The organism is Sphingopyxis sp. H073 (assembly GCF_001468395.1).
In the GTDB taxonomy this organism is placed as follows: domain Bacteria; phylum Pseudomonadota; class Alphaproteobacteria; order Sphingomonadales; family Sphingomonadaceae; genus Sphingopyxis.
Map to the genome: position 1 here is coordinate 103,530 of NZ_LNSG01000005.1, position 17,181 is coordinate 120,710.

The following is a 17,181-nucleotide window of genomic DNA, read 5'->3' on the forward strand; positions in this document are numbered from 1 at the left end:
AGGGGTTTTATCGACGTTTCAGGCGGAAATTGTCAAACTTGCCGGTGAGGCGAAGGAAGAGCGGGAGGAGCAGGATCGAAACGATGATTTGCGGCGCGACCAGGCCCAAAACGCGTCCGGTCTCGGCGTGCGGATGGGTGAGCAGCGCGGCGATCGACTGGACGATAGCCACGAGCAGCGCGCCGATCGCCCAGTCGTGGAAAAAGCCGCGCCAATAGATGCGCTGCGACAGATAGGCGATCGCGATGCTCGCCGCGGTCCACAGGAAGACGGCCGTGCCGATCGGCGCGCCGCTGAACAGGTCGTCCCACAGGCCGAGGGGCAGACCGATCCACACCGGCCACATCTCCGTCCGCAGCAGCTGCCAGCAGAGGAAGAACAGCAGGCCGAGCGGCGGCAGCACCGGCGAACTCGCGACCAGCGGCAGCATCAGCGGCAGCGCCGATGCGATCAGCACCGTGGCGACCGGCACCGCGCGCATCCGCCACAGCGATGCCGGTTCGCCGAGACGCGGCCCTTTCTGGTTCATGGCGCCTTCGGAACCTCCGGCACCGCGTCGGCGTCGGGCTTCAGCAGCGCCTCGGCATTGTCGGGCGTATAGGGGCGAAGCACCGACACCGCGTCGACCTTCGCGGGGTCGGCGAGCGGACGGGCGAGGGCGCCGTCGTCCTGGCGGCGGATGACGATCGCGACCGGGATGTTCGGCGGATAGAGGCCGCCGGTTCCTGAGGTGACGAGGATATCGCCGGGTTTGAACGGATTGTTCGCGATATTGAGCGTGCGGATGTCGAGATCGCCGTTGCCGCGGCCATAGGCAAGCGCGGGCAGACCGTCGCGCGCGCGGCGGACGGGAACGATATTGTCGATATCGGTGATCAGCAGCACCTGCGATACCGACGGACCCGAGCCGAGGATGCGGCCGATCAGACCGTCGGCACCGCGCACCGGTTGACCCGCCGCGACACCCAGATTGCGTCCGATGCTGAGCAGCGCGATGCGCTTGCTGCTCGTCGAGGTCGAGGTGAGCAGATACCCGTTGGCGATCGCGGTCTTGTCGGCCTCCTGCAGTTTGAGCAGCGTCTTGAGCTGCCGGTTCTCTTCCTGCAGCGAGCTGGTTGCGACCAGCTGGCGGCGGGTCGCGGCGAGTTCCTTGCGGAGCCGGCGGTTCTGCGATCCTGCACCAACATAGGCGGACACGGCGTCATCGATGCCCGAGATCGAACCGATGACCGACCGGCTGGCGCGCGCGATCGGCGCCGTGACCTCGTGGCTCGCGACGCGCAGCGCAGCGAAGCCGACGGGATCGACGACCGAAAGCACAGCCAGCAGCAAGCCCGCCACTGCCCCTGTCACCGCAATGACATAGGCAACGAACAGGCTGTACTGGGCCTTTCGGGATTGCCCCGGACGCCGATGTGCCGGGCGGACCATGGTGCGACGTTACCCGATCAGGCTTGCTGCAGCACGCCGCGGAAGGCCGGATCCTCCATCGCGCGGCCGGTGCCGATCGCGACGCAGGTCAGCGGGTCTTCGGCGACCGTGACGGGCAGGCCGGTCGCGTCGCGGAGCAGTTCGTCGAGCTCGGCGATCAGCGCACCGCCGCCGGTCAGCACGATTCCCTGGTCGACGATGTCGGCCGCGAGTTCGGGCGCGGTGTTCTCCAGCGCGATGCGGACGCCCTCGACGATCGTGCCGATCGGTTCGGACAGCGCCTCGGCGATCTGCGCCTGGTTGATCGAGATTTCCTTGGGCACGCCGTTGACGAGGTCGCGGCCCTTGATGTGGATCGTCATGCCGACGCCGTCGGCGGGGATGCGCGCGATGCCGAAATCCTTCTTGATCCGCTCCGCGGTCGCTTCGCCGATCAGCAGGTTATGGTGTCGGCGGACATAGGAGACGATCGCTTCGTCCATCTTGTCGCCGCCGGCGCGGACCGAGGTGGTGTAGGCGAGGCCGCGGAGCGAGAGCACCGCGACTTCGGTGGTGCCGCCGCCGATATCGACCACCATCGACCCGATCGGTTCGGTGACTGGCATGTCGGCGCCGATCGCGGCGGCCATCGGCTCCTCGATCAGCCACACTTCGCTGGCGCCCGCGTTCGACGCGGCGTCGCGGATCGCGCGGCGTTCGACGCTGGTCGAGCCCGAGGGGACGCAGATCACGATTTCGGGGCTGCGGAACGCATTGGGCTTGCCGCCATGCACCTTGGTGATGAAGTGCTTGATCATCTGTTCGGCGACGTCGATGTCGGCGATGACGCCGTCACGCAGCGGACGGATCGCCTCGATGCTGTCGGGGGTCTTGCCCATCATCAGCTTCGCATCGTCGCCGACCGCCTTCACGCGCTTGATACCGTTCAGCGTCTCGACCGCCACCACCGACGGCTCGTTGAGCACGATGCCCTTGCCGCGCACATAGACCACGGTGTTCGCGGTGCCGAGGTCGATAGCCATGTCTTGGGAATTGAATTTAAGCCAGCGAGAAAAGAAGGACATCTATACTGCTTCCTGTCATCGGCGCCGCCGGTCCAGGATGGACCGTGCCCCCGTAGAATTTTGACTCCGCATGTCCCGCCGTCAACAGCAGCAATCAGGGGGAGAGTCCGGCCTGTCCGAACGGATGGCTGGATAAAATGATCAGGCTGTGCGGATGGGTCGCGATTTGCGTCCGACTGCGCTAGGAGAGCTTCCATGTCAATACGCCGCCTGCCGGAAAAGCTCGTAAATCGGATCGCGGCCGGTGAAGTGGTTGAAAGACCGGCCGCGGCGCTCAAGGAGCTGGTTGAAAACGCCATCGACGCCGGCGCGACTCGCATTTCGGTGCGAATCGCCGAGGGCGGGATGGCGCGGCTGGAGGTCGAGGATGACGGTTGCGGAATGACCGCCGCCGACATGGCGCTGGCCCTCGAACGCCATGCGACCTCGAAGCTGCCGACCGATGCGATCGAGGACGTCACGACGATGGGTTTCCGCGGCGAGGCGTTGCCCTCGATCGCGAGCGTCGCGCGGCTGACGCTCGAAAGCCGGGTTGCCGGTGGCGAGGGGTGGCGACGCGTGGTCGACAACGGCGCCGTGATCGCCGAAGGGCCGGCGGCGCTGGCGAAAGGGACGCGCCTTCTCGTCGAGGATCTGTTCGCGCGCGTTCCGGCACGGCGCAAGTTCCTGCGCAGCCCTCGCAGCGAATATGCCGCCTGCCTCGACGTCGTGAAGCGACTTGCGATGGCGCGCCCCGACATCGCCTTCGTCGTCGAACATGACGGGCGCCGCGTCCTTGACGTGCAGGGCGGACAGGATCAGCTGTCGCGGGTCGCCGCGCTCACCCAGCGCGAGCTGGCGGCGAACAGCATCGGGGTCGATGTGGAACGCGGCGAGGCGCGGCTTGGCGGCGTCATCAGCCTGCCGACCTACAACCGCGGCATCGCCGACCATCAATATCTGTTCGTCAACGGGCGCCCGGTGAAGGACCGGCTGCTCGTCGGCGCGCTGCGCGGCGCCTACGCCGACCTGCTCGCGCGCGATCGCCATCCGGTCGTCGCGCTGTTCCTCGATATTCCGACCAGCGAGGTCGACGTGAACGTCCATCCCGCGAAGACCGAAGTGCGGTTCCGCGATCCGCAACTCGTTCGCGGGATGATCGTCGGCGGGCTTCGCCGCGCGCTCGACGAGCATGGGTTCCGCAGCGTGCAGCGTCCCGCCGAGGCGGCGCTGTCGGCGTGGCAGCAAGAGCCGGTGCCGCCGCCCGAGCCCGCGACGGGTTTCCTCTTCGGTCGCCGTACCGAGCCCGCCGTCCACCTGTTCGGTGCCGACATCACGCCGGCGGGCGAGGATGTCGCGCGCGTCTATGACCGGCTCGTGCCCTTTGCGTCGGCGGCGCCCGCGCCGCCCTCGGGGCGCGCCGAGGTCGCCGTCGCGCCGCCGCCGATGGCCGACGAGCACCCGCTCGGCATCGCGCGCGGCCAGATCGCCAAAACCTACATCGTCGCCGAGGCCGAGGACGGGCTTGTGATCGTCGATCAGCATGCGGCCCACGAACGGCTCGTGCTCGAACAGCTCCGCCACGGCATGGCGGGGCGCGCCGTGCCATCGCAGGGGCTGCTGCTGCCCGAAGTCATCGAACTCGACGAACCCGCGTGCGACCGGCTCGAAGCCGCCGCGCCGCAGCTCGCCGCGCTCGGCGTCGAGCTCGAACGCTTTGGTCCTGCGGCGGTCATGGTGCGCGCGACGCCCGCGATGCTCGGGGCGATCGACACGCAAAAACTCGTCAACGACATCGCCGACGATCTCGCGGGCTATGACGCCGCGCTCGGCCTCTCCGAAAAACTCGAACTCGTTGCCGCGACGATGGCGTGTCACGGCTCGGTGCGGGCCGGACGAACCCTCAGCGTACCCGAAATGAACGCGCTGCTCCGCCAGATGGAGGTGACGCCGCATTCGGGCCAGTGCAACCACGGCCGCCCGACCTGGGTGAAACTCGCAATGGACGATGTGGAGAAACTGTTCGGAAGGAAATAGGATGAGGTCTTTCGCAATCGCACTGCTATTGGCGGCATCTTCCGTACCGGTGCCTTTCGTGATGGCTGCCCCGGCCAAAAAGCCCGACGCCTGCCCCGCCAAACCCGTCCTGCCGCCCGAGCTGTCAGACTGGGCGCGGAACAGTTCGAACAAGACCATCTACGGCTATGGCGACGCCCGTGCTGCCGACTGGCCGCCGCTGGCGGCCGCGCGCACCGGGCTCGCGCTCCACCGGTACGAAAGCCTCAGCTACTGGATCGCGCCCGCGCGCGAGCCCGATCCGTTCAAGTTCGGCGGCATGGTGCCGATCATCGTCAAGAAACCCGGCCGCCTCACCGTCGCGCTCGACGAGGGCGCGTGGATCGATCTCGTGCATGACGGAAAGACGGTAGCGTCGGTCAGCCACGGGCACGGCCCCGCTTGCTCGGGAATCCGCAAGACGGTCGACTTCAACGTGACCGAAGGCCGCTACCTGCTCCAGATCGTCAACGCGCCGAACGCCTCCATCCGCGCGATGGCGGTGGTGCGCTGATCAGCGCGGCAGGCGTTTGACGAGCGCGCCGCTGGCGTCGCCCGGGATCGGTGCGACGCCGATCAGTCGCATGAGCAGCGGATAGACTTCGATATTGTCGACGATGCCGACGTCACCCTTCAGCGGCGTGCCGCTTGCCACGAAAAGCGCGAGCATCTGCAGATCCTGATTGTCATAGCCGTGGGCGCCGCCCTTGACCGGCCATTGCGGCGGGCCGGCGAGGATCGACCAGCCGGGCTCGGCGATGCAGATGATCGCCGCGACGCGCGGATTCTTGCCATAGTGCAACCGCTCGGGCAGCTCCTCGCGCCGGTTGCACGTCATATGGTCGTGCGGCTTGAGCAGTGCGTCATAGACGCGGTTGTCGGTCCCCGCGGCGGGTTCGATCGCGGCATAGGGGCCCGTCTCGACCGCGATGATGCTGGGCAGGTCGATCAGGTCGGCCAGCTGGATCACGCGGCTTTCGTCGATCGCGCGCATCCCGTGATCGGCGACGACGAGCAACTGCGCCGGCTGGCCCATCGCAGCGAGCCCTGCGACGAGGTCGCCGATCCGTGCATCCACCTCCGCGATCGCGGCGTTCACTTCGGCGCTGTCGGGACCAAACTCATGCCCCGCGCTATCGACCGCCTCGAAATAGAGCGTCACGAAGGCCGGGCGGATGTCGGCGGGACGGCGCATCCAGTCGAGGATCGTGTTGACGCGCTGCGCATAGCCGACATTCTCGTCGTAGCGGAGCCAGTCGGGCGGACGTATCTCGTGGATCGCGACCTCGCTGCCCGGCCAGAACATCGTCGCGGTGCGGACGCCGGCCTTGTTCGCGGTCACCCAGGCCGGCTCCGCCTCGTCCCACCAGAAGGGATCGAGCGACTGCTTGGGGTCGCTAAGGCTGAACTTCACCGCGGGTCGCCGCGGGTCGATCATGTTGTTGCCGGTGATTCCGTTGTTGTCGGGGCGCTTCCCGGTGACGATCGCATAATGATTGGGGAAGGTCTTGGTCGGAAACGACGGGCGCAGCGCGCCGTGCGCGCCCTCGGCCGCCAGCTTCGACAGGGTCGGCGTGATGCCGCGCTCCCGATAGTCGGCGCGAAAGCCGTCGATCGAGATCAGGATGGTGACGGGCTTGCGAGTTTCCTGCGCCACGACGGGCGCGGCGACGAACAGCAGCAGAAGCAGCGAGAGAAAGCGTGTCATGCGCGCTCCGCTATGCCCGATATATGACGCTCCGGCGACAGGATCAGGCCATCTTGATCCCGGCGATATCGCGCTCGACCACCGCGGTCGCGCGCTTCGACAGCGTGTTGGTCGGGGTTGTGACCTTGTCGACGACCATGAAGTGCGATTGCCACGCCTCCTTGCCGACCTCGCACACGACATAGCCGCGCTGGTCGTTCGCGAATTTGAGCTCGGGGTTCAGCTTCAGGAACACGTCGGTGCCCTTGCGCTGGTCGCTGCCGTCGCCGCCGCTCGAGATCGAGGTTGCAACGACTTCGGCGCCGACGACCTTGTCCCTGTGGACCAGATCGCCGCAGAAATTCTGATGCTCGTCGCCGGTCAGCACGACGGTATTCTTGAGCCCCGCGAAACGCGAGAGGATGCGCTCGCGCGGGGCGTCGTAACCCGGCCAGCTGTCGAGATTGACGATCTTCTTCGGCTCGTCCTCGCGGCGGCGGCGGTCGAGTGCCATCATCGTCACCTGCTGCGCGATGCCGTTCCAAGTCGCGCCGCCTTCGCCGAGATTCTTCGCGAGCCAGTCCTCCTGCGCCTTGCCGAGCACCTGCGCATCCTTGGCAAATACTTCGGGGCACGCCGGCTTGAAGCCGTCGCCGCAAGGCTGATTGCTGCGATACTGCCGCGTATCGAGTATCTGCATCGCCATCAGATTGCCGTAGCGCAGCTCGCGGTTCGCCGCGATGAAGCCGCCGCGCGGGAGCAGCGCCTTGCGCACCGGCATATGCTCGTACCACGCCTGGAACGCCGCCTGGCGGCGCAGCATGAAGACTTCGGGCGGCGGCGCGTCGGGGTCATTGCCGTCGAGGTCCATCTTCCAGTCGTCATAGACCGAGACCCAGTCGTTGCGGATCTCGTGATCGTCGAAGCTGGAGACGAACGCGTGCTGCGACCGCGCCGCCTGCATGTCGATGTCGAACAATGTCTGCGAATAGGCGGTGCGGAAGTCGCCGAGATCCTGCAGTCCGCGCAACGCATATTGGCGCACGGGCCGGACGGGGAGGCCGTCGGGAAACAGGTAATCCTGCTGATACTCATAGATGAAGTCGCCGTAGTGATAGACGAAGGCGAGGTCCTCGCGGGCGAGATGACGGTACGCGCCATAGAAGCCCGATTCATAGTGCTGGCAGCCGCAGACGCCGAACGTCAGCGCATCGACGTTGGCGCCGACCGGGGGCAGCGTCTTCGCCCGCCCGCGTAGGCTGCGCTCGCCGCCTGCGGTGAAGCGGTAATAATAGGGGCGGTTCGGCTGGAGCCCGGCAACCTCGACATGAACGCTGTGGCCGAGTTCCGGACGGGCGAGTTCGGTTCCCTTGGCGACGACCTCGCGAAAGCCGCTGTCGGGAGAGACCTCCCAATCGACAGGCACGTTGACCGGCGGCATCCCGCCGTGCGGCGCCATCGGCTCGGGCGCGAGGCGCGTCCAGATGACGAAGCCATCGCTCGCCGGATCGCCCGCGGCGACGCCAAGCCCGAACGGAAAGTCGCGGAAGATGCCGGCCTCCGCGCGCAGAATCGCGGGCGCCGACAGCCCGGCAAGCGTCGCGGTAGCAAGAAAATGGCGGCGGTTCAGCATGGCGGCTCCGAAAGCGAAAAATGCGACTCAGCGCGAACGGCATAGCCGAGCCATCCACGCATGCCCATGCGCCGCTTTGGCCCTTTTGCCGCTTGTCAGCATCGCCCAAGTTTGAGACAGACCGGTGATCAACCGGGGGGATGATCATGAGCAGAATATCGAACAAGCGCAGCGCATTGGCTTTGGCAGGGGCGCTCGCGATCGCGGCAGCGCCAACTACCATTCTTCATGCGGCCGCACCGACGACCACCGCCAGCTCGGCCGAGAGCGAGATGATCGCGCGGCAGCGCGCCGCGACCGAGAAGCTGCTGAAGGAGCTCGACCGCCAGACGGGGACGATCCCGATTCAGGCGGCGAAGGCCGACCTCAATCTGGGCGACCAATATTATTTCGTCGGGCCCGAACAGTCGCGCACGATCCTGGTCGACATCTGGCGCAACCCGCCCGCGTCGGCGAACGGTGTGCTCGGCATGGTGTTTCCGAAGGGCAAGAGCTTCATCGACGACACCTGGTCGGCGGTGATCACCTATGAGGGCACCGGCTATGTGTCGGACGATGATGCCAAGACGATCGACTATGAAGAGATGCTCGCGAACATGAAGGCGAGCGACGAGGCGCAGGCGGCCGACATCCGTGCGCAGGGCTATCCCGCGGGCATTCTCCAGCGCTGGGCGCAGGCACCGACCTACGATGCGGGTCGGCATTCGCTCGTCTGGGCGCGCGACATCAAGTTCGACGATACGCCCGAAGATACGCTCAACTACGACATCCGCTTGCTCGGACGCGAAGGTGTGCTGAGCATGAACATCCTCGCAAGCATGAGTCAGCTCGACGATGTGCGCCAGGCGGCAAAGACCTTCGCCAGCGTCGGCAGCTTCCATACCGGGGCGCGCTATGCCGATTATAACGCGTCGACCGACAAGAAGGCCGAATATGGCCTCGCAGGGCTCGTCGCGGCCGGTGGCGCGGCGGCGGTCGCGAAGAAGGTCGGGTTGCTGGCGATCCTCGCCAAGTTCGGCAAATTCCTGCTGATTGGCCTCGTCGCGCTTTTCGCTGGCTTCCGCAATTTCATCGGCGGACTGTTCGGCCGCAAGCCCGCGATGGACGCCTCCGAATGGGAAGCGCTCGCCGACGAGGACAAGCGCGACTGACCTTCCTCGTCATGCCGGACTTGATCCGGCATCCACCGCCGCGTTCGACCGCTTGGACCCCGGATCGAGTCCGGGGTGACGAGGCAAGGACGTTGGGCGATAGCTACCGCCCGATACTGAGCCGAGCGAACACGGTCGCGCCGATCGGGTTCTTGCCATAAGCGGCATCGAGCAGTCGCGGCTTGTCGAACGCCGCGACGCTGCCGCCGAGCGCGAGGTTCAGCGGCCCGGTGAGCGGAATGCGATAGGCATAGCCCGCCTGGAATTTGGTTACGCGGAACGGCACATCGTGAAGCGGGTCGTCATGGTCCGAAAACAGTTCGTCATTTTTCACGTTCTCGATCCGTCCGAACAGCGTGTGATGATCGTCGATGTCCCAATTCACCTCGACGAGATATGCGGTGAGCGTGTCGCCGGGGTCGCGGTTCTTGGCGCTGAACGCTGCGGTCGCCGACAGGCCCCGGCCGTTCGCATATTGGATGCTCGCGGTCGTCCTATGCTCATTCTCGCCCGGATGCTGCGCCTCGGGTTGCTTGAGGCGCGCATGGCTGACCTGCAGCGCCCAGTCGGGCGTTGGGGTCCACGTGCCACGCACTGCCCAACTGTCGAAGCGCGGCGTTTCGATGTTCCAGCGCTTCTCGTCAGGCTCGCGGCCGGTGAAGAGCGAGCCCTCGAGTTGAAACGCCCGCGTCTGATAGCCCAGCGTCGCGACGCCATAGGTGATGTGCGTCGAATCGAACCAGTGGTGGGTGATCGGCGCCTCGGGATTATAGCGGGCGCTGCCGCGGTGCATGAAGGCGCTCGGCCCGATGGCTGGCTCGCCGACGGGACCGCCATAGAGGAAGATGCGTTCGCCATTGTCGCCGACATCGATGTCCACCCGAGCCGCCAGTTCCATGAACAGGTCGTGCGGATGTTGGCGATCGACGAGCGGCTCGCCGCCTGCGGTCTCGCCGGTCGCGAACAGGTTGGGGTAGCCGCGGTTCGACATCAGCGGCTCGAGGCTCATCATCGATTTGAGCTGGATGCGGCCCCATCCGGTGTCCTTTTCGCCCGACAGCATCAGCATCGACTGGATAGTGGCCTTGTCGTCGCCGCGCGGCCCCGACTGGTCCGAATAGACGCCCCAGGCGAAGCCGTGCGCCATGACCATCCAGTCATCGCCGGCGTCGATATGCAGCCCGGTGTGGCCGCCTTCGTTGGCGGGCAGGCGCGCGGTTCCCGACCCCTCGGCGGGGCTCGCCGGATCGCCGTGGCTCACCGCCGAATGGTCCATCGCCGAATGATCCATCCGCGCATGATCCATCGGTTCGTCGCCTGAGGCCGCTCCGGCGGACATGTCATGTCCTCCATGATCCTGCGCGGCTGCGGATGGGGAAAAGAAGGCAAGCGCCGCGGCGCCCGCCAGAAAAGGCAGTTTCGACATATAAATTTCCTGACAAAGAACGGGAATGGGGTTTCCGTCTTCGTCAGATGCGGGGGGGCGGGGTGCTCGGCGGCGCATTGGCGCCCGCGAGCGCCGTCATCGGCTGCGCAACGGGCGCGGCAGCGGGAAGGGGAAGCGGCGCTTCCGCGGCTGGCAGCGCCGGATTGGCGACGCAGCCGATGCAGAAATGGCCCACTTTGCCGGCATTGCCGTCAGGCTTGTGCGTGGGTTGCGTGCCATGACAATCGACCGGCGCGCTCTGCCCCCGCGCCGGCAGCGCCATCGCGGGCAGCGACAAGCCGATCAGGAACAGCGCGAGGAGCAAATGCCGCAACATCGCGCCGCCCATAGCACGGCCGAACGGGAAGAGAAAAGGCGGGGCCGTCAAAACCAAATCCGCATCATCCAGAACGCCATCGCGACCATCATGACATTTTCGGTCAGCGAGACGAAGCCCAGCGGCACCTTGCTGCTGCCACCGACGCACGCGCATTTGATGTCGCGTCTGTCGATATAGACGGCTTTTAACACGGATGCCGCGCCGATGCCGCCGATGAAAAGCGCGATCGGGATCGACAGTCCGGGCAGCGCGTGCGCGGTCATCAGCACGCCAGCGAGACCTTCGGCAAACGGATAGATGCTGGCATAGGGCACCCAGCGCCTGGCGAGCAGGTCGTAGTTCAGAAACATCGTCGCAAACCGGTCGACGTCCTGTAGCTTGAGCAGCGCCAGCACGACCATGCTGAACGAGATGAACCATTCGGCGGCGCGGAGCGTGAAGGCGCTGCCCTCGACCGCGAAGCTCGCCGCCAGCGCCATCAGCCCGGTCATCGTGAACAGCGCGATGACCGGGGTATAGCTGGTGGCGTTCGCGTCGGCGACTTTCAGTCCGAAATGATGACGGAGATCGTCGTAGCCTCCGACGCGGACGCCATCGATGAAGGTTTGCGGCGTTGTCTTGACGCCATGTTTCGCCTTGAAAGCGTCGGTTTCTGTGCGCGTCGTCAGCCAACGGTCATCGACGGTATAGCCCCGGCGTTCGAGTAGATGCTTCGCCTTTAGGCCAAAGGGGCAGATGTGGTCGGGAAAGACCATGCGATGGAGGGTTGCTTGCTTCGTCATGCGACCCATATAGCTTCTGTACCATGGTACGGAGTCAAGCGATGCAACTCACGATCGGTAAATTGGCGGCTGCGGGCGGCGTCGGGGTCGAAACGATCCGCTATTATCAGCGGCGCGGGCTGATGGGCACGCCCGCGCGCAGCGGCGGCGACGGCTGGGGTGGCGGCATCAGGCGCTACGATGCGGACGATGTGCGCCGCCTTAAGTTCATCCGCTCGGCGCAGACCTCGGGCTTCACGCTCGACGAGATTTCCGAACTGCTCGAGCTCGATCAGAGCGACGATCGGCCGCGCGTGCGTGCGCTGGCGCGCCAGCGGATCGAGGTGCTCGATGAGAAGATTTCGCAGATGACCGAAACTCGGGCTGCTCTCGCGCGCCTCGCTGATCAGTGCGCGAAGAGCGACAAGGGGCCGTGCCCGATTCTGGCCGCGTTCGACCCGGCCTAGCTATGCAGGAAGTGCATCACGTCGCCGTCGTGGACGACATAGGCCTTGCCCTCGGCGCGTAGCTTGCCGGCTTCGCGCGCCTTCGCCTCGCCGCCGAGCGTGACATAATCGTCATAGGCGATCGTCTCGGCGCGGATGAAGCCCTTCTGGAAATCGCTGTGGATCTCGCCCGCGGCTTCGGGCGCGGTCGCGCCGGTGCGGACGGTCCACGCGCGCGCTTCCTGCGGGCCGACGGTGAAGAAGGTGATGAGGTGGAGCAGCTCGTAGCCGGCCCGGATGACGCGCGCGAGGCCGGTTTCGTGCAGGCCCATCTCTTCGAGGAATTCGAGCCGGTCGGCCATGTCCATCGTCACCAGCTCGCTCTCGATCGCCGCCGAGACGACAACGGCCTGCGCGCCCTCGGCCGCGGCCTTGGCGAAGACCTTTTCCGAAAAGGCGTTGCCCTTCGCCGCGCTGCCTTCGTCGACGTTGCAGACGTATAGGACGGGCTTCGAGGTCAGCAGCTGTGCGGTCCGCAGCACACGGGCTTCCTCGTCATCCTTGGGTTCCACGAGGCGTGCGGGCTTGCCGTCACGCAAAAGGTCGAGCGCCTGGCCGAGGACCGACGCGGCGATCTTCGCCTCCTTGTCGCCCTGTGCGGCCTTCTTGGCAAAGGCGGGAACGCGCTTTTCGAGGCTTTCGAGGTCGGCGAGCAGCAGCTCGGTCTCGACCGTCTCGGCGTCGGCGACGGGATCGACGCGGTTTTCGACATGCTGGATGTCGTCATCTTCGAAACAGCGCAGGACATGGACGATCGCATCGACCTCGCGGATGTTGCCGAGGAACTGGTTGCCCAGCCCTTCGCCTTTCGACGCGCCGCGCACCAGCCCGGCGATGTCGACGAAGGCGAGCTGCGTCGCGATGATCTTCTTGCTGCTCGCGATGGCGGCCAGCTTTTCCAGCCGGTCGTCGGGCACCGCGACATTGCCGATGTTCGGCTCGATCGTGCAGAAGGGATAGTTTGCCGCCTGCGCCGCCGCGGTTTCGGTCAGCGCGTTGAACAGGGTGGACTTGCCGACGTTGGGCAGGCCGACGATCCCGCATTTGAAACCCATAAAAACTCCGTGAGGTTTGGCGCGCTGCTGGATGGAACGCCATGTCTTGCCCGCGCCCCTAGCGCCAAGTCGCGTCCGATGCCAGCCATATGGCGCGCCAGACCGGCTGGAGGGCGATGCACGTGGCCCGGCGACGATGGAGTTCGCGGTGCAATGGCGCGTGGGTGCGCCGAACCGAACGAGGGACTGGACGAAAGATGCAGGAAATTCAGACGCGGTGCGCTACGTCCCGGTTATGCGAAACCGATTCCTGATCGCGGGTCTCGCTGCGATGGCGGTGTCTGCCGCCGCCTCCGCCGCGCCCTCGGGCTTCGAGGCGGCGGTGTTCAAGGATCTCAACCATTTCCGCGACGATCCCGCGGCCTATGCCGATGACCTGACCGGCTATCGCGATCGCTTCGACGGCAAGCTGCTGATCGCCGAAGAGGGCGAGGACATCGACATCATGACGAACGAGGGCGTCGCCGCGGTCAATGAGGCGATCCGTGCGTTGCGATCGGAGGCGCCGCGACCGTCCTTCGTCTGGAGCGACCTGCTCCAGCGGGCTGCCGCCGACCATGTCGCGGTGCAATCGCGGTCGGGTGCCGTCGGCCATTATTCGAACAACAGCGATCCCGGCGTCAGGATGCGCGCGCGCGGCGGCGGCCCCTACGTCAGCGAGGTCATCACCTATGGCCATCAGACGCCGCCGGGGGTTATCCACCAGCTACTGATCGACGACGGCGTTCCGGGGCGCGGCCACCGCTTCAGTCTGCTGCGCAGCGACCTGCGCTATGCCGGCGTCGCCTGCGGGTCGCACCCGCATTATCGCCTGATGTGCGTGATCCTGATGTCTCCGACGCGCGACGGCTCGCCGCCACCTCCCCCGCAGCGATCGGCGCCATAGCCGCCTTGTCAACTGTATTGCCATAATATAACAGTGATCTCGCTGAAAACAGGAGCGATCATGATCCGACGTGCGAAAATGGCCCTGATCCTGCCGCTGCTTGCCGGGGCCATGCCAGCCGAAGCGAAGCCGCTCCCCGACAAGGCCGCGATTGCGTCGACCGCGCAAAAGGCGATGGCCGCGACGGGCGCGCGGGGCCTGGCAATTGCGGTGATCGATCGCGGGAAGGTCGTGTCGGTGCAGAGCTTCGGCGCGCGCAACGCCAAGGGCGATCCGTTGACGCCTGACACCGTCATGTACGGCGCCTCGATCACCAAGGCGCTCTTCGGCTATTTCGTGATGCGGCTGGTCGACGAAGGAAGGGTCGATCTCGACCGGCCGATCGCCGCGATGCTGCCGAAGCCGCTTCCCGATTACGGCAATCTCGACGCCTATGGCGCGTGGGGCGATCTGGCGGGCGACGATCGCTGGCGGGCGATCACGCCGCGGATGACGTTGCAGCACAGCACCGGCTTCGCCAATTTCTCCTTCCTCGAACCCGATGGCAAGCTCCGCATACATTTTGCGCCCGGCAGCCGCTACAGCTATTCGGGCGAGGGGATGATCCTGCTCCAGTTCGCGCTCGAGCAGGGACTTGGCCTCGACATGGACCACGAACTGCAGCGGCTCGTCTTCGATCCGCTCGACATGCCCAGGACCAGCCTGAAATGGCGCCCCGATTTCGCCGATAATCTGGCCGACGGCTGGCGGCTCGACGGCAGCGTCGAACCGCACGACGAGCGCAGCCGTATCCGCGTCGCAGGGTCGATGGATACGACGATCACCGATCTCGCCAATTTTGTTGCAGCCTTCGTGTCGGGAACCGGTCTGGGTGAAGCCGCGCGCGCCGAACTTGTGCGGCCGCAATTGCCGATCCGGTCGGCTACGCAATTTCCTGTCTTGCAGGAGGACGCGCCGGCGTCCGAACAGATCGAGGGTCTGTCGGCGGCGCTTGGTGTCGTGACCTTTGCCGGGCCGCAGGGGCCGGGTTTCTTCAAGGGTGGGTACAATGATTCCACCCGCAACATGCTCGTCTGCCTCGAACGCGGGCAGCGCTGCGTGCTGTTGCTGTCGAACGACGCGCGGGCGGAGGCGGCGTCGCCGATGATCCTGCGGTCGATCCTCGGCGAAACCGGAATGCCGTGGGGATGGATCTATCCCGGCGTCAAATTTCTCTGACGCCGGGACGCCCCTTTTTGATCAGTTGCCGACCGGCTGATTGTCGGTGCGGCGAACGACGATCGTCGACGAGCGCGGTTGCTCGCCCGCGACCGGCCAGTTTCCGGTCGGGTGCTGGATGTTGACGAAGAAGGTCGTCAGATCCGGCGTATAGGCGATGCCCGTGATCTCGCAGCCGACCGGGCCGACGAGGAAGCGTTTGGACTGCTTCGTGGTCTGATCGACGTAGAACATCGCGTTGTGGCCGAACGCCTGGTCGATCGTGCGGCCCGACACGCCCGAGTTGCCCGGCACGCTATGATCGGTCTGCACCCACAGGCGGCCCTGCGGGTCGATGCGGAGGCCGTCGGGGCTGGAGAAGGTGTCGCCGTTGATGTTGCCGACCAGGTTGGCGCCGCCCGACGACAGCGACGGGTCGCCGGCAAGGAGGAAAATCTCCCAGCTGAACTTCGTCGCCAGCGGCGAGTCGCCTTCCTCGCGGAACTTCAGGATGTGCCCGTGCAGGTTGGTCACGCGCGGGTTCATCGGATCGGTGACGCGGCGGCCGCTGTTATTGGTGAGCGTGACGAACACCGACTTGTTGTCGGGGGCGACGGTCAGCCACTCGGGGCGGTCCATCACGGTGCCGCCGGCGACGCGCGCCGCCGACTGGGTGTTGATCAGCACGTCGGCCTGGTTGTTGAAGTTGACCGTCGTCGGGGTCGGCGGCGTCGTGCTCTGGCTGACGTTGCCCGGATCCTGCGCGCCCGCGGTCAGGCCGTTCTGGCCTGCGACCAGCGCGCGCCATTCGCCGCTGCCATCGGCATTGAAGCGCGCGACGTAGAGCGTGCCATAGTCGAGCAGGTCGGCGTTCGCCGAACGGATCGTGCTGTACGCGCGGTCGGGGACGAATTTGTAGATGCAGCCCGGCGTCGAATCGTCACCCATATAGAAAGCGACGCGGCGGTCGCTGTTCTGCATGAAGGCGACATTTTCGTGGCTGAAACGGCCCATCGCGGTGCGTTTGGTCGGCGGCGACAGCTCGCGCAGCGGGTCGATTTCGACCACCCAGCCATAGTTGGTCGCGGGCTGCGTCGGGTCGAGGTAATTGTCGGTCGTCTCTTCGCACGTCAGATAGGTGTCCCACGGCGTCCGGCCGCTCGAGCAATTGTTGAGCATGCCCTTGATCGTACCCGACAGCAGGCCCGCGGCGGGGCCACCGGCGCGGTAGCTGCTGTTGCCGGTATAGCGCTTGTTGTAGGTCGATCCCGCGCGCACCGCCCATTTGCCGTCGCTGCCCTTGGCGATTTCGATCACCGCGATGCCGACTGCCGACAGCGCCAGCGCCTTCTGGTCGGCGGTCGCGGTCGCCGCGTTGTAACTTCCGGCCATCAGGATGTTGAAGTCGGGATATTCGAAATTGAGCGCGAGGAGCCCGCCAAGGTTCGGATCGGTGCCGGGCAGGCGGAAATATTCCATCCCGTCGTGATTGCCGCCGGCCCATTTCTCGGCGACGGCGGGGGTCGGGAAGCTGCCCGCATAAGCCGCGCCGGCCTCGACCGAATCGCCGGCTTTCAGCAGCACGTCGACCGTATATCCGGCGGGCACCGTCACGCCATCGTTCTGGTTCGCTGCGACCGACGCGAAATTGATCGCATAGCTCGCGGTCGGGGTAGGGGTCGGCGTCGGGGTCGGCGTCGGGGTCGGGTTCACCGTGACAGGCGGCGTGCCGTTATCGTCGCCGCAGGCGGCAAGCGCGGCGACGGGCAGCACCGACAGGCCGAACAGCCCGTTGCGAAGCAGCGAACGGCGCGACGGATTTTCGGCGACGATTGCTTCCAGGCTGTTCGGTCCGTGAAGGTCGTCGGTGTCGCGGCGATAAGGCGCGCGCGCTTCGTCGGTGAGATGTGACATGCAGTCCCCTTTTTCGGTTGAGCCCCGGGACCCGGCGTCCCGGCCTTTTCCAGGTAGCTCCCGATTGCAGAGGGAGGTGTCAGGGGTGTTGCGTCA

At 65.9% G+C, this 17,181-nt stretch carries 16 protein-coding genes; 6 read left to right on the forward strand and 10 right to left on the reverse strand.

Features of this window, described 5'->3' with window-relative positions; all coding sequences use genetic code 11:
- Window positions 1–7: 7 nt before the first annotated feature.
- The 3 genes from mreD to ATE64_RS11025 are packed head-to-tail and all read right to left on the reverse strand — an operon-like array spanning window position 8 to window position 2,495.
- Entirely contained in the window at window positions 8–529 is a 522-nt protein-coding gene (gene mreD / locus ATE64_RS11015) for a rod shape-determining protein MreD (RefSeq protein WP_058456602.1), read from the reverse strand.
- Window positions 526–1,431, reverse strand: coding sequence for a rod shape-determining protein MreC (gene mreC, locus ATE64_RS11020; RefSeq protein WP_058456603.1), 906 nt, complete (start codon window positions 1,429–1,431; stop codon window positions 526–528). Before mreC ends, mreD begins: the two co-directional genes overlap by 4 nt.
- Window positions 1,432–1,448: 17 nt before the next feature.
- Complete coding sequence (locus ATE64_RS11025) at window positions 1,449–2,495, reverse strand: rod shape-determining protein (RefSeq protein ID WP_058456604.1); 1,047 nt, start codon at window positions 2,493–2,495, stop codon at window positions 1,449–1,451.
- A gap of 195 nt (window positions 2,496–2,690) precedes the next feature.
- On the opposite strand from ATE64_RS11025, the gene mutL reads away from it, so the two are divergent.
- Window positions 2,691–4,511, forward strand: a complete 1,821-nt coding sequence (mutL, locus tag ATE64_RS11030) for a DNA mismatch repair endonuclease MutL (RefSeq protein ID WP_058456605.1) — start codon at window positions 2,691–2,693, stop codon at window positions 4,509–4,511.
- Between the two features lies 1 nt (window position 4,512).
- Complete coding sequence (locus ATE64_RS11035; RefSeq protein WP_058456606.1) at window positions 4,513–5,043, forward strand: hypothetical protein; 531 nt, start codon at window positions 4,513–4,515, stop codon at window positions 5,041–5,043.
- Here ATE64_RS11035 and ATE64_RS11040 read toward each other — a convergent pair whose 3' ends face one another.
- Together ATE64_RS11040 and ATE64_RS11045 are read right to left on the reverse strand one after the other, a co-directional pair.
- Window positions 5,044–6,237, reverse strand: coding sequence for a nucleotide pyrophosphatase/phosphodiesterase family protein (locus tag ATE64_RS11040; protein ID WP_058456607.1), 1,194 nt, complete (start codon window positions 6,235–6,237; stop codon window positions 5,044–5,046).
- Window positions 6,238–6,280: 43 nt separating this feature from the next.
- Window positions 6,281–7,849 carry an alkaline phosphatase D family protein gene (locus tag ATE64_RS11045; RefSeq protein ID WP_058456608.1) on the reverse strand — a complete coding sequence of 523 codons (1,569 nt, stop codon included), beginning with the start codon at window positions 7,847–7,849 and terminating at the stop codon, window positions 6,281–6,283.
- A 146-nt stretch (window positions 7,850–7,995) separates the two neighbouring features.
- Between ATE64_RS11045 and ATE64_RS11050 the strand changes: the two genes are divergently transcribed.
- Complete coding sequence (locus ATE64_RS11050; RefSeq protein ID WP_082657776.1) at window positions 7,996–9,000, forward strand: DUF2167 domain-containing protein; 1,005 nt, start codon at window positions 7,996–7,998, stop codon at window positions 8,998–9,000.
- A gap of 103 nt (window positions 9,001–9,103) precedes the next feature.
- Here the strand turns inward: ATE64_RS11050 and ATE64_RS11055 are convergent, their stop codons facing one another.
- From ATE64_RS11055 to ATE64_RS11065, 3 genes are read right to left on the reverse strand one after another with little or no spacing between them, the layout of a single operon-like run.
- Window positions 9,104–10,426 (reverse strand): hypothetical protein, encoded by a 1,323-nt coding sequence (locus ATE64_RS11055; RefSeq protein WP_231729169.1) that lies wholly within the window; start codon window positions 10,424–10,426, stop codon window positions 9,104–9,106.
- Window positions 10,427–10,469: 43 nt separating this feature from the next.
- The gene (locus ATE64_RS11060; protein ID WP_156416617.1) at window positions 10,470–10,763 is read right to left on the reverse strand and encodes a hypothetical protein; all 294 of its coding nucleotides are present in this window, start codon (window positions 10,761–10,763) and stop codon (window positions 10,470–10,472) included.
- A 47-nt stretch (window positions 10,764–10,810) separates the two neighbouring features.
- Window positions 10,811–11,548 (reverse strand): glutaredoxin family protein, encoded by a 738-nt coding sequence (locus ATE64_RS11065; protein WP_197410157.1) that lies wholly within the window; start codon window positions 11,546–11,548, stop codon window positions 10,811–10,813.
- Between the two features lie 41 nt (window positions 11,549–11,589).
- Here ATE64_RS11065 and ATE64_RS11070 point away from each other — a divergent pair, with 41 nt between their 5' ends.
- Window positions 11,590–11,994, forward strand: a complete 405-nt coding sequence (locus ATE64_RS11070) for a MerR family DNA-binding protein (protein ID WP_058456611.1) — start codon at window positions 11,590–11,592, stop codon at window positions 11,992–11,994.
- On the opposite strand, the gene ychF is transcribed toward ATE64_RS11070, so the two are convergent.
- Entirely contained in the window at window positions 11,991–13,088 is a 1,098-nt protein-coding gene (ychF, locus tag ATE64_RS11075) for a redox-regulated ATPase YchF (RefSeq protein ID WP_058456612.1), read from the reverse strand. The two genes, ATE64_RS11070 and ychF, sit on opposite strands and share 4 nt — an antisense overlap.
- A 235-nt stretch (window positions 13,089–13,323) precedes the next feature.
- On the opposite strand from ychF, the gene ATE64_RS11080 reads away from it, so the two are divergent.
- Complete coding sequence (locus ATE64_RS11080) at window positions 13,324–13,974, forward strand: CAP domain-containing protein (protein WP_058456613.1); 651 nt, start codon at window positions 13,324–13,326, stop codon at window positions 13,972–13,974.
- A gap of 60 nt (window positions 13,975–14,034) precedes the next feature.
- A complete protein-coding gene (locus tag ATE64_RS11085; RefSeq protein WP_058456614.1) occupies window positions 14,035–15,192 on the forward strand; it encodes a serine hydrolase domain-containing protein in 1,158 nt (385 codons plus the stop codon).
- 21 nt (window positions 15,193–15,213) lie between these two features.
- On the opposite strand, the gene ATE64_RS11090 is transcribed toward ATE64_RS11085, so the two are convergent.
- Window positions 15,214–17,085, reverse strand: coding sequence for a PhoX family phosphatase (locus ATE64_RS11090; protein WP_058456615.1), 1,872 nt, complete (start codon window positions 17,083–17,085; stop codon window positions 15,214–15,216).
- Window positions 17,086–17,181 lie beyond the last annotated feature (96 nt).

Bases quoted from the DNA above. Each gene is read 5' to 3' on its own strand.
- ATE64_RS11055 (WP_231729169.1), bottom strand. From the start codon at position 10,426: ATGTCGAAACTGCCTTTTCTGGCGGGCGCCGCGGCGCTTGCCTTCTTT.
- ychF (WP_058456612.1), bottom strand. From the start codon at position 13,088: ATGGGTTTCAAATGCGGGATCGTCGGCCTGCCCAACGTCGGCAAGTCC.
- ATE64_RS11060 (WP_156416617.1), bottom strand. From the start codon at position 10,763: ATGTTGCGGCATTTGCTCCTCGCGCTGTTCCTGATCGGCTTGTCGCTG.
- ATE64_RS11065 (WP_197410157.1), bottom strand. From the start codon at position 11,548: ATGACGAAGCAAGCAACCCTCCATCGCATGGTCTTTCCCGACCACATC.
- mreD (WP_058456602.1), bottom strand. From the start codon at position 529: ATGAACCAGAAAGGGCCGCGTCTCGGCGAACCGGCATCGCTGTGGCGG.
- ATE64_RS11025 (WP_058456604.1), bottom strand. From the start codon at position 2,495: ATGTCCTTCTTTTCTCGCTGGCTTAAATTCAATTCCCAAGACATGGCT.
- ATE64_RS11080 (WP_058456613.1), top strand. From the start codon at position 13,324: ATGCGAAACCGATTCCTGATCGCGGGTCTCGCTGCGATGGCGGTGTCT.
- ATE64_RS11085 (WP_058456614.1), top strand. From the start codon at position 14,035: ATGATCCGACGTGCGAAAATGGCCCTGATCCTGCCGCTGCTTGCCGGG.
- ATE64_RS11090 (WP_058456615.1), bottom strand. From the start codon at position 17,085: ATGTCACATCTCACCGACGAAGCGCGCGCGCCTTATCGCCGCGACACC.
- ATE64_RS11035 (WP_058456606.1), top strand. From the start codon at position 4,513: ATGAGGTCTTTCGCAATCGCACTGCTATTGGCGGCATCTTCCGTACCG.
- mutL (WP_058456605.1), top strand. From the start codon at position 2,691: ATGTCAATACGCCGCCTGCCGGAAAAGCTCGTAAATCGGATCGCGGCC.
- ATE64_RS11040 (WP_058456607.1), bottom strand. From the start codon at position 6,237: ATGACACGCTTTCTCTCGCTGCTTCTGCTGCTGTTCGTCGCCGCGCCC.
- ATE64_RS11050 (WP_082657776.1), top strand. From the start codon at position 7,996: ATGAGCAGAATATCGAACAAGCGCAGCGCATTGGCTTTGGCAGGGGCG.
- ATE64_RS11070 (WP_058456611.1), top strand. From the start codon at position 11,590: ATGCAACTCACGATCGGTAAATTGGCGGCTGCGGGCGGCGTCGGGGTC.
- ATE64_RS11045 (WP_058456608.1), bottom strand. From the start codon at position 7,849: ATGCTGAACCGCCGCCATTTTCTTGCTACCGCGACGCTTGCCGGGCTG.
- mreC (WP_058456603.1), bottom strand. From the start codon at position 1,431: ATGGTCCGCCCGGCACATCGGCGTCCGGGGCAATCCCGAAAGGCCCAG.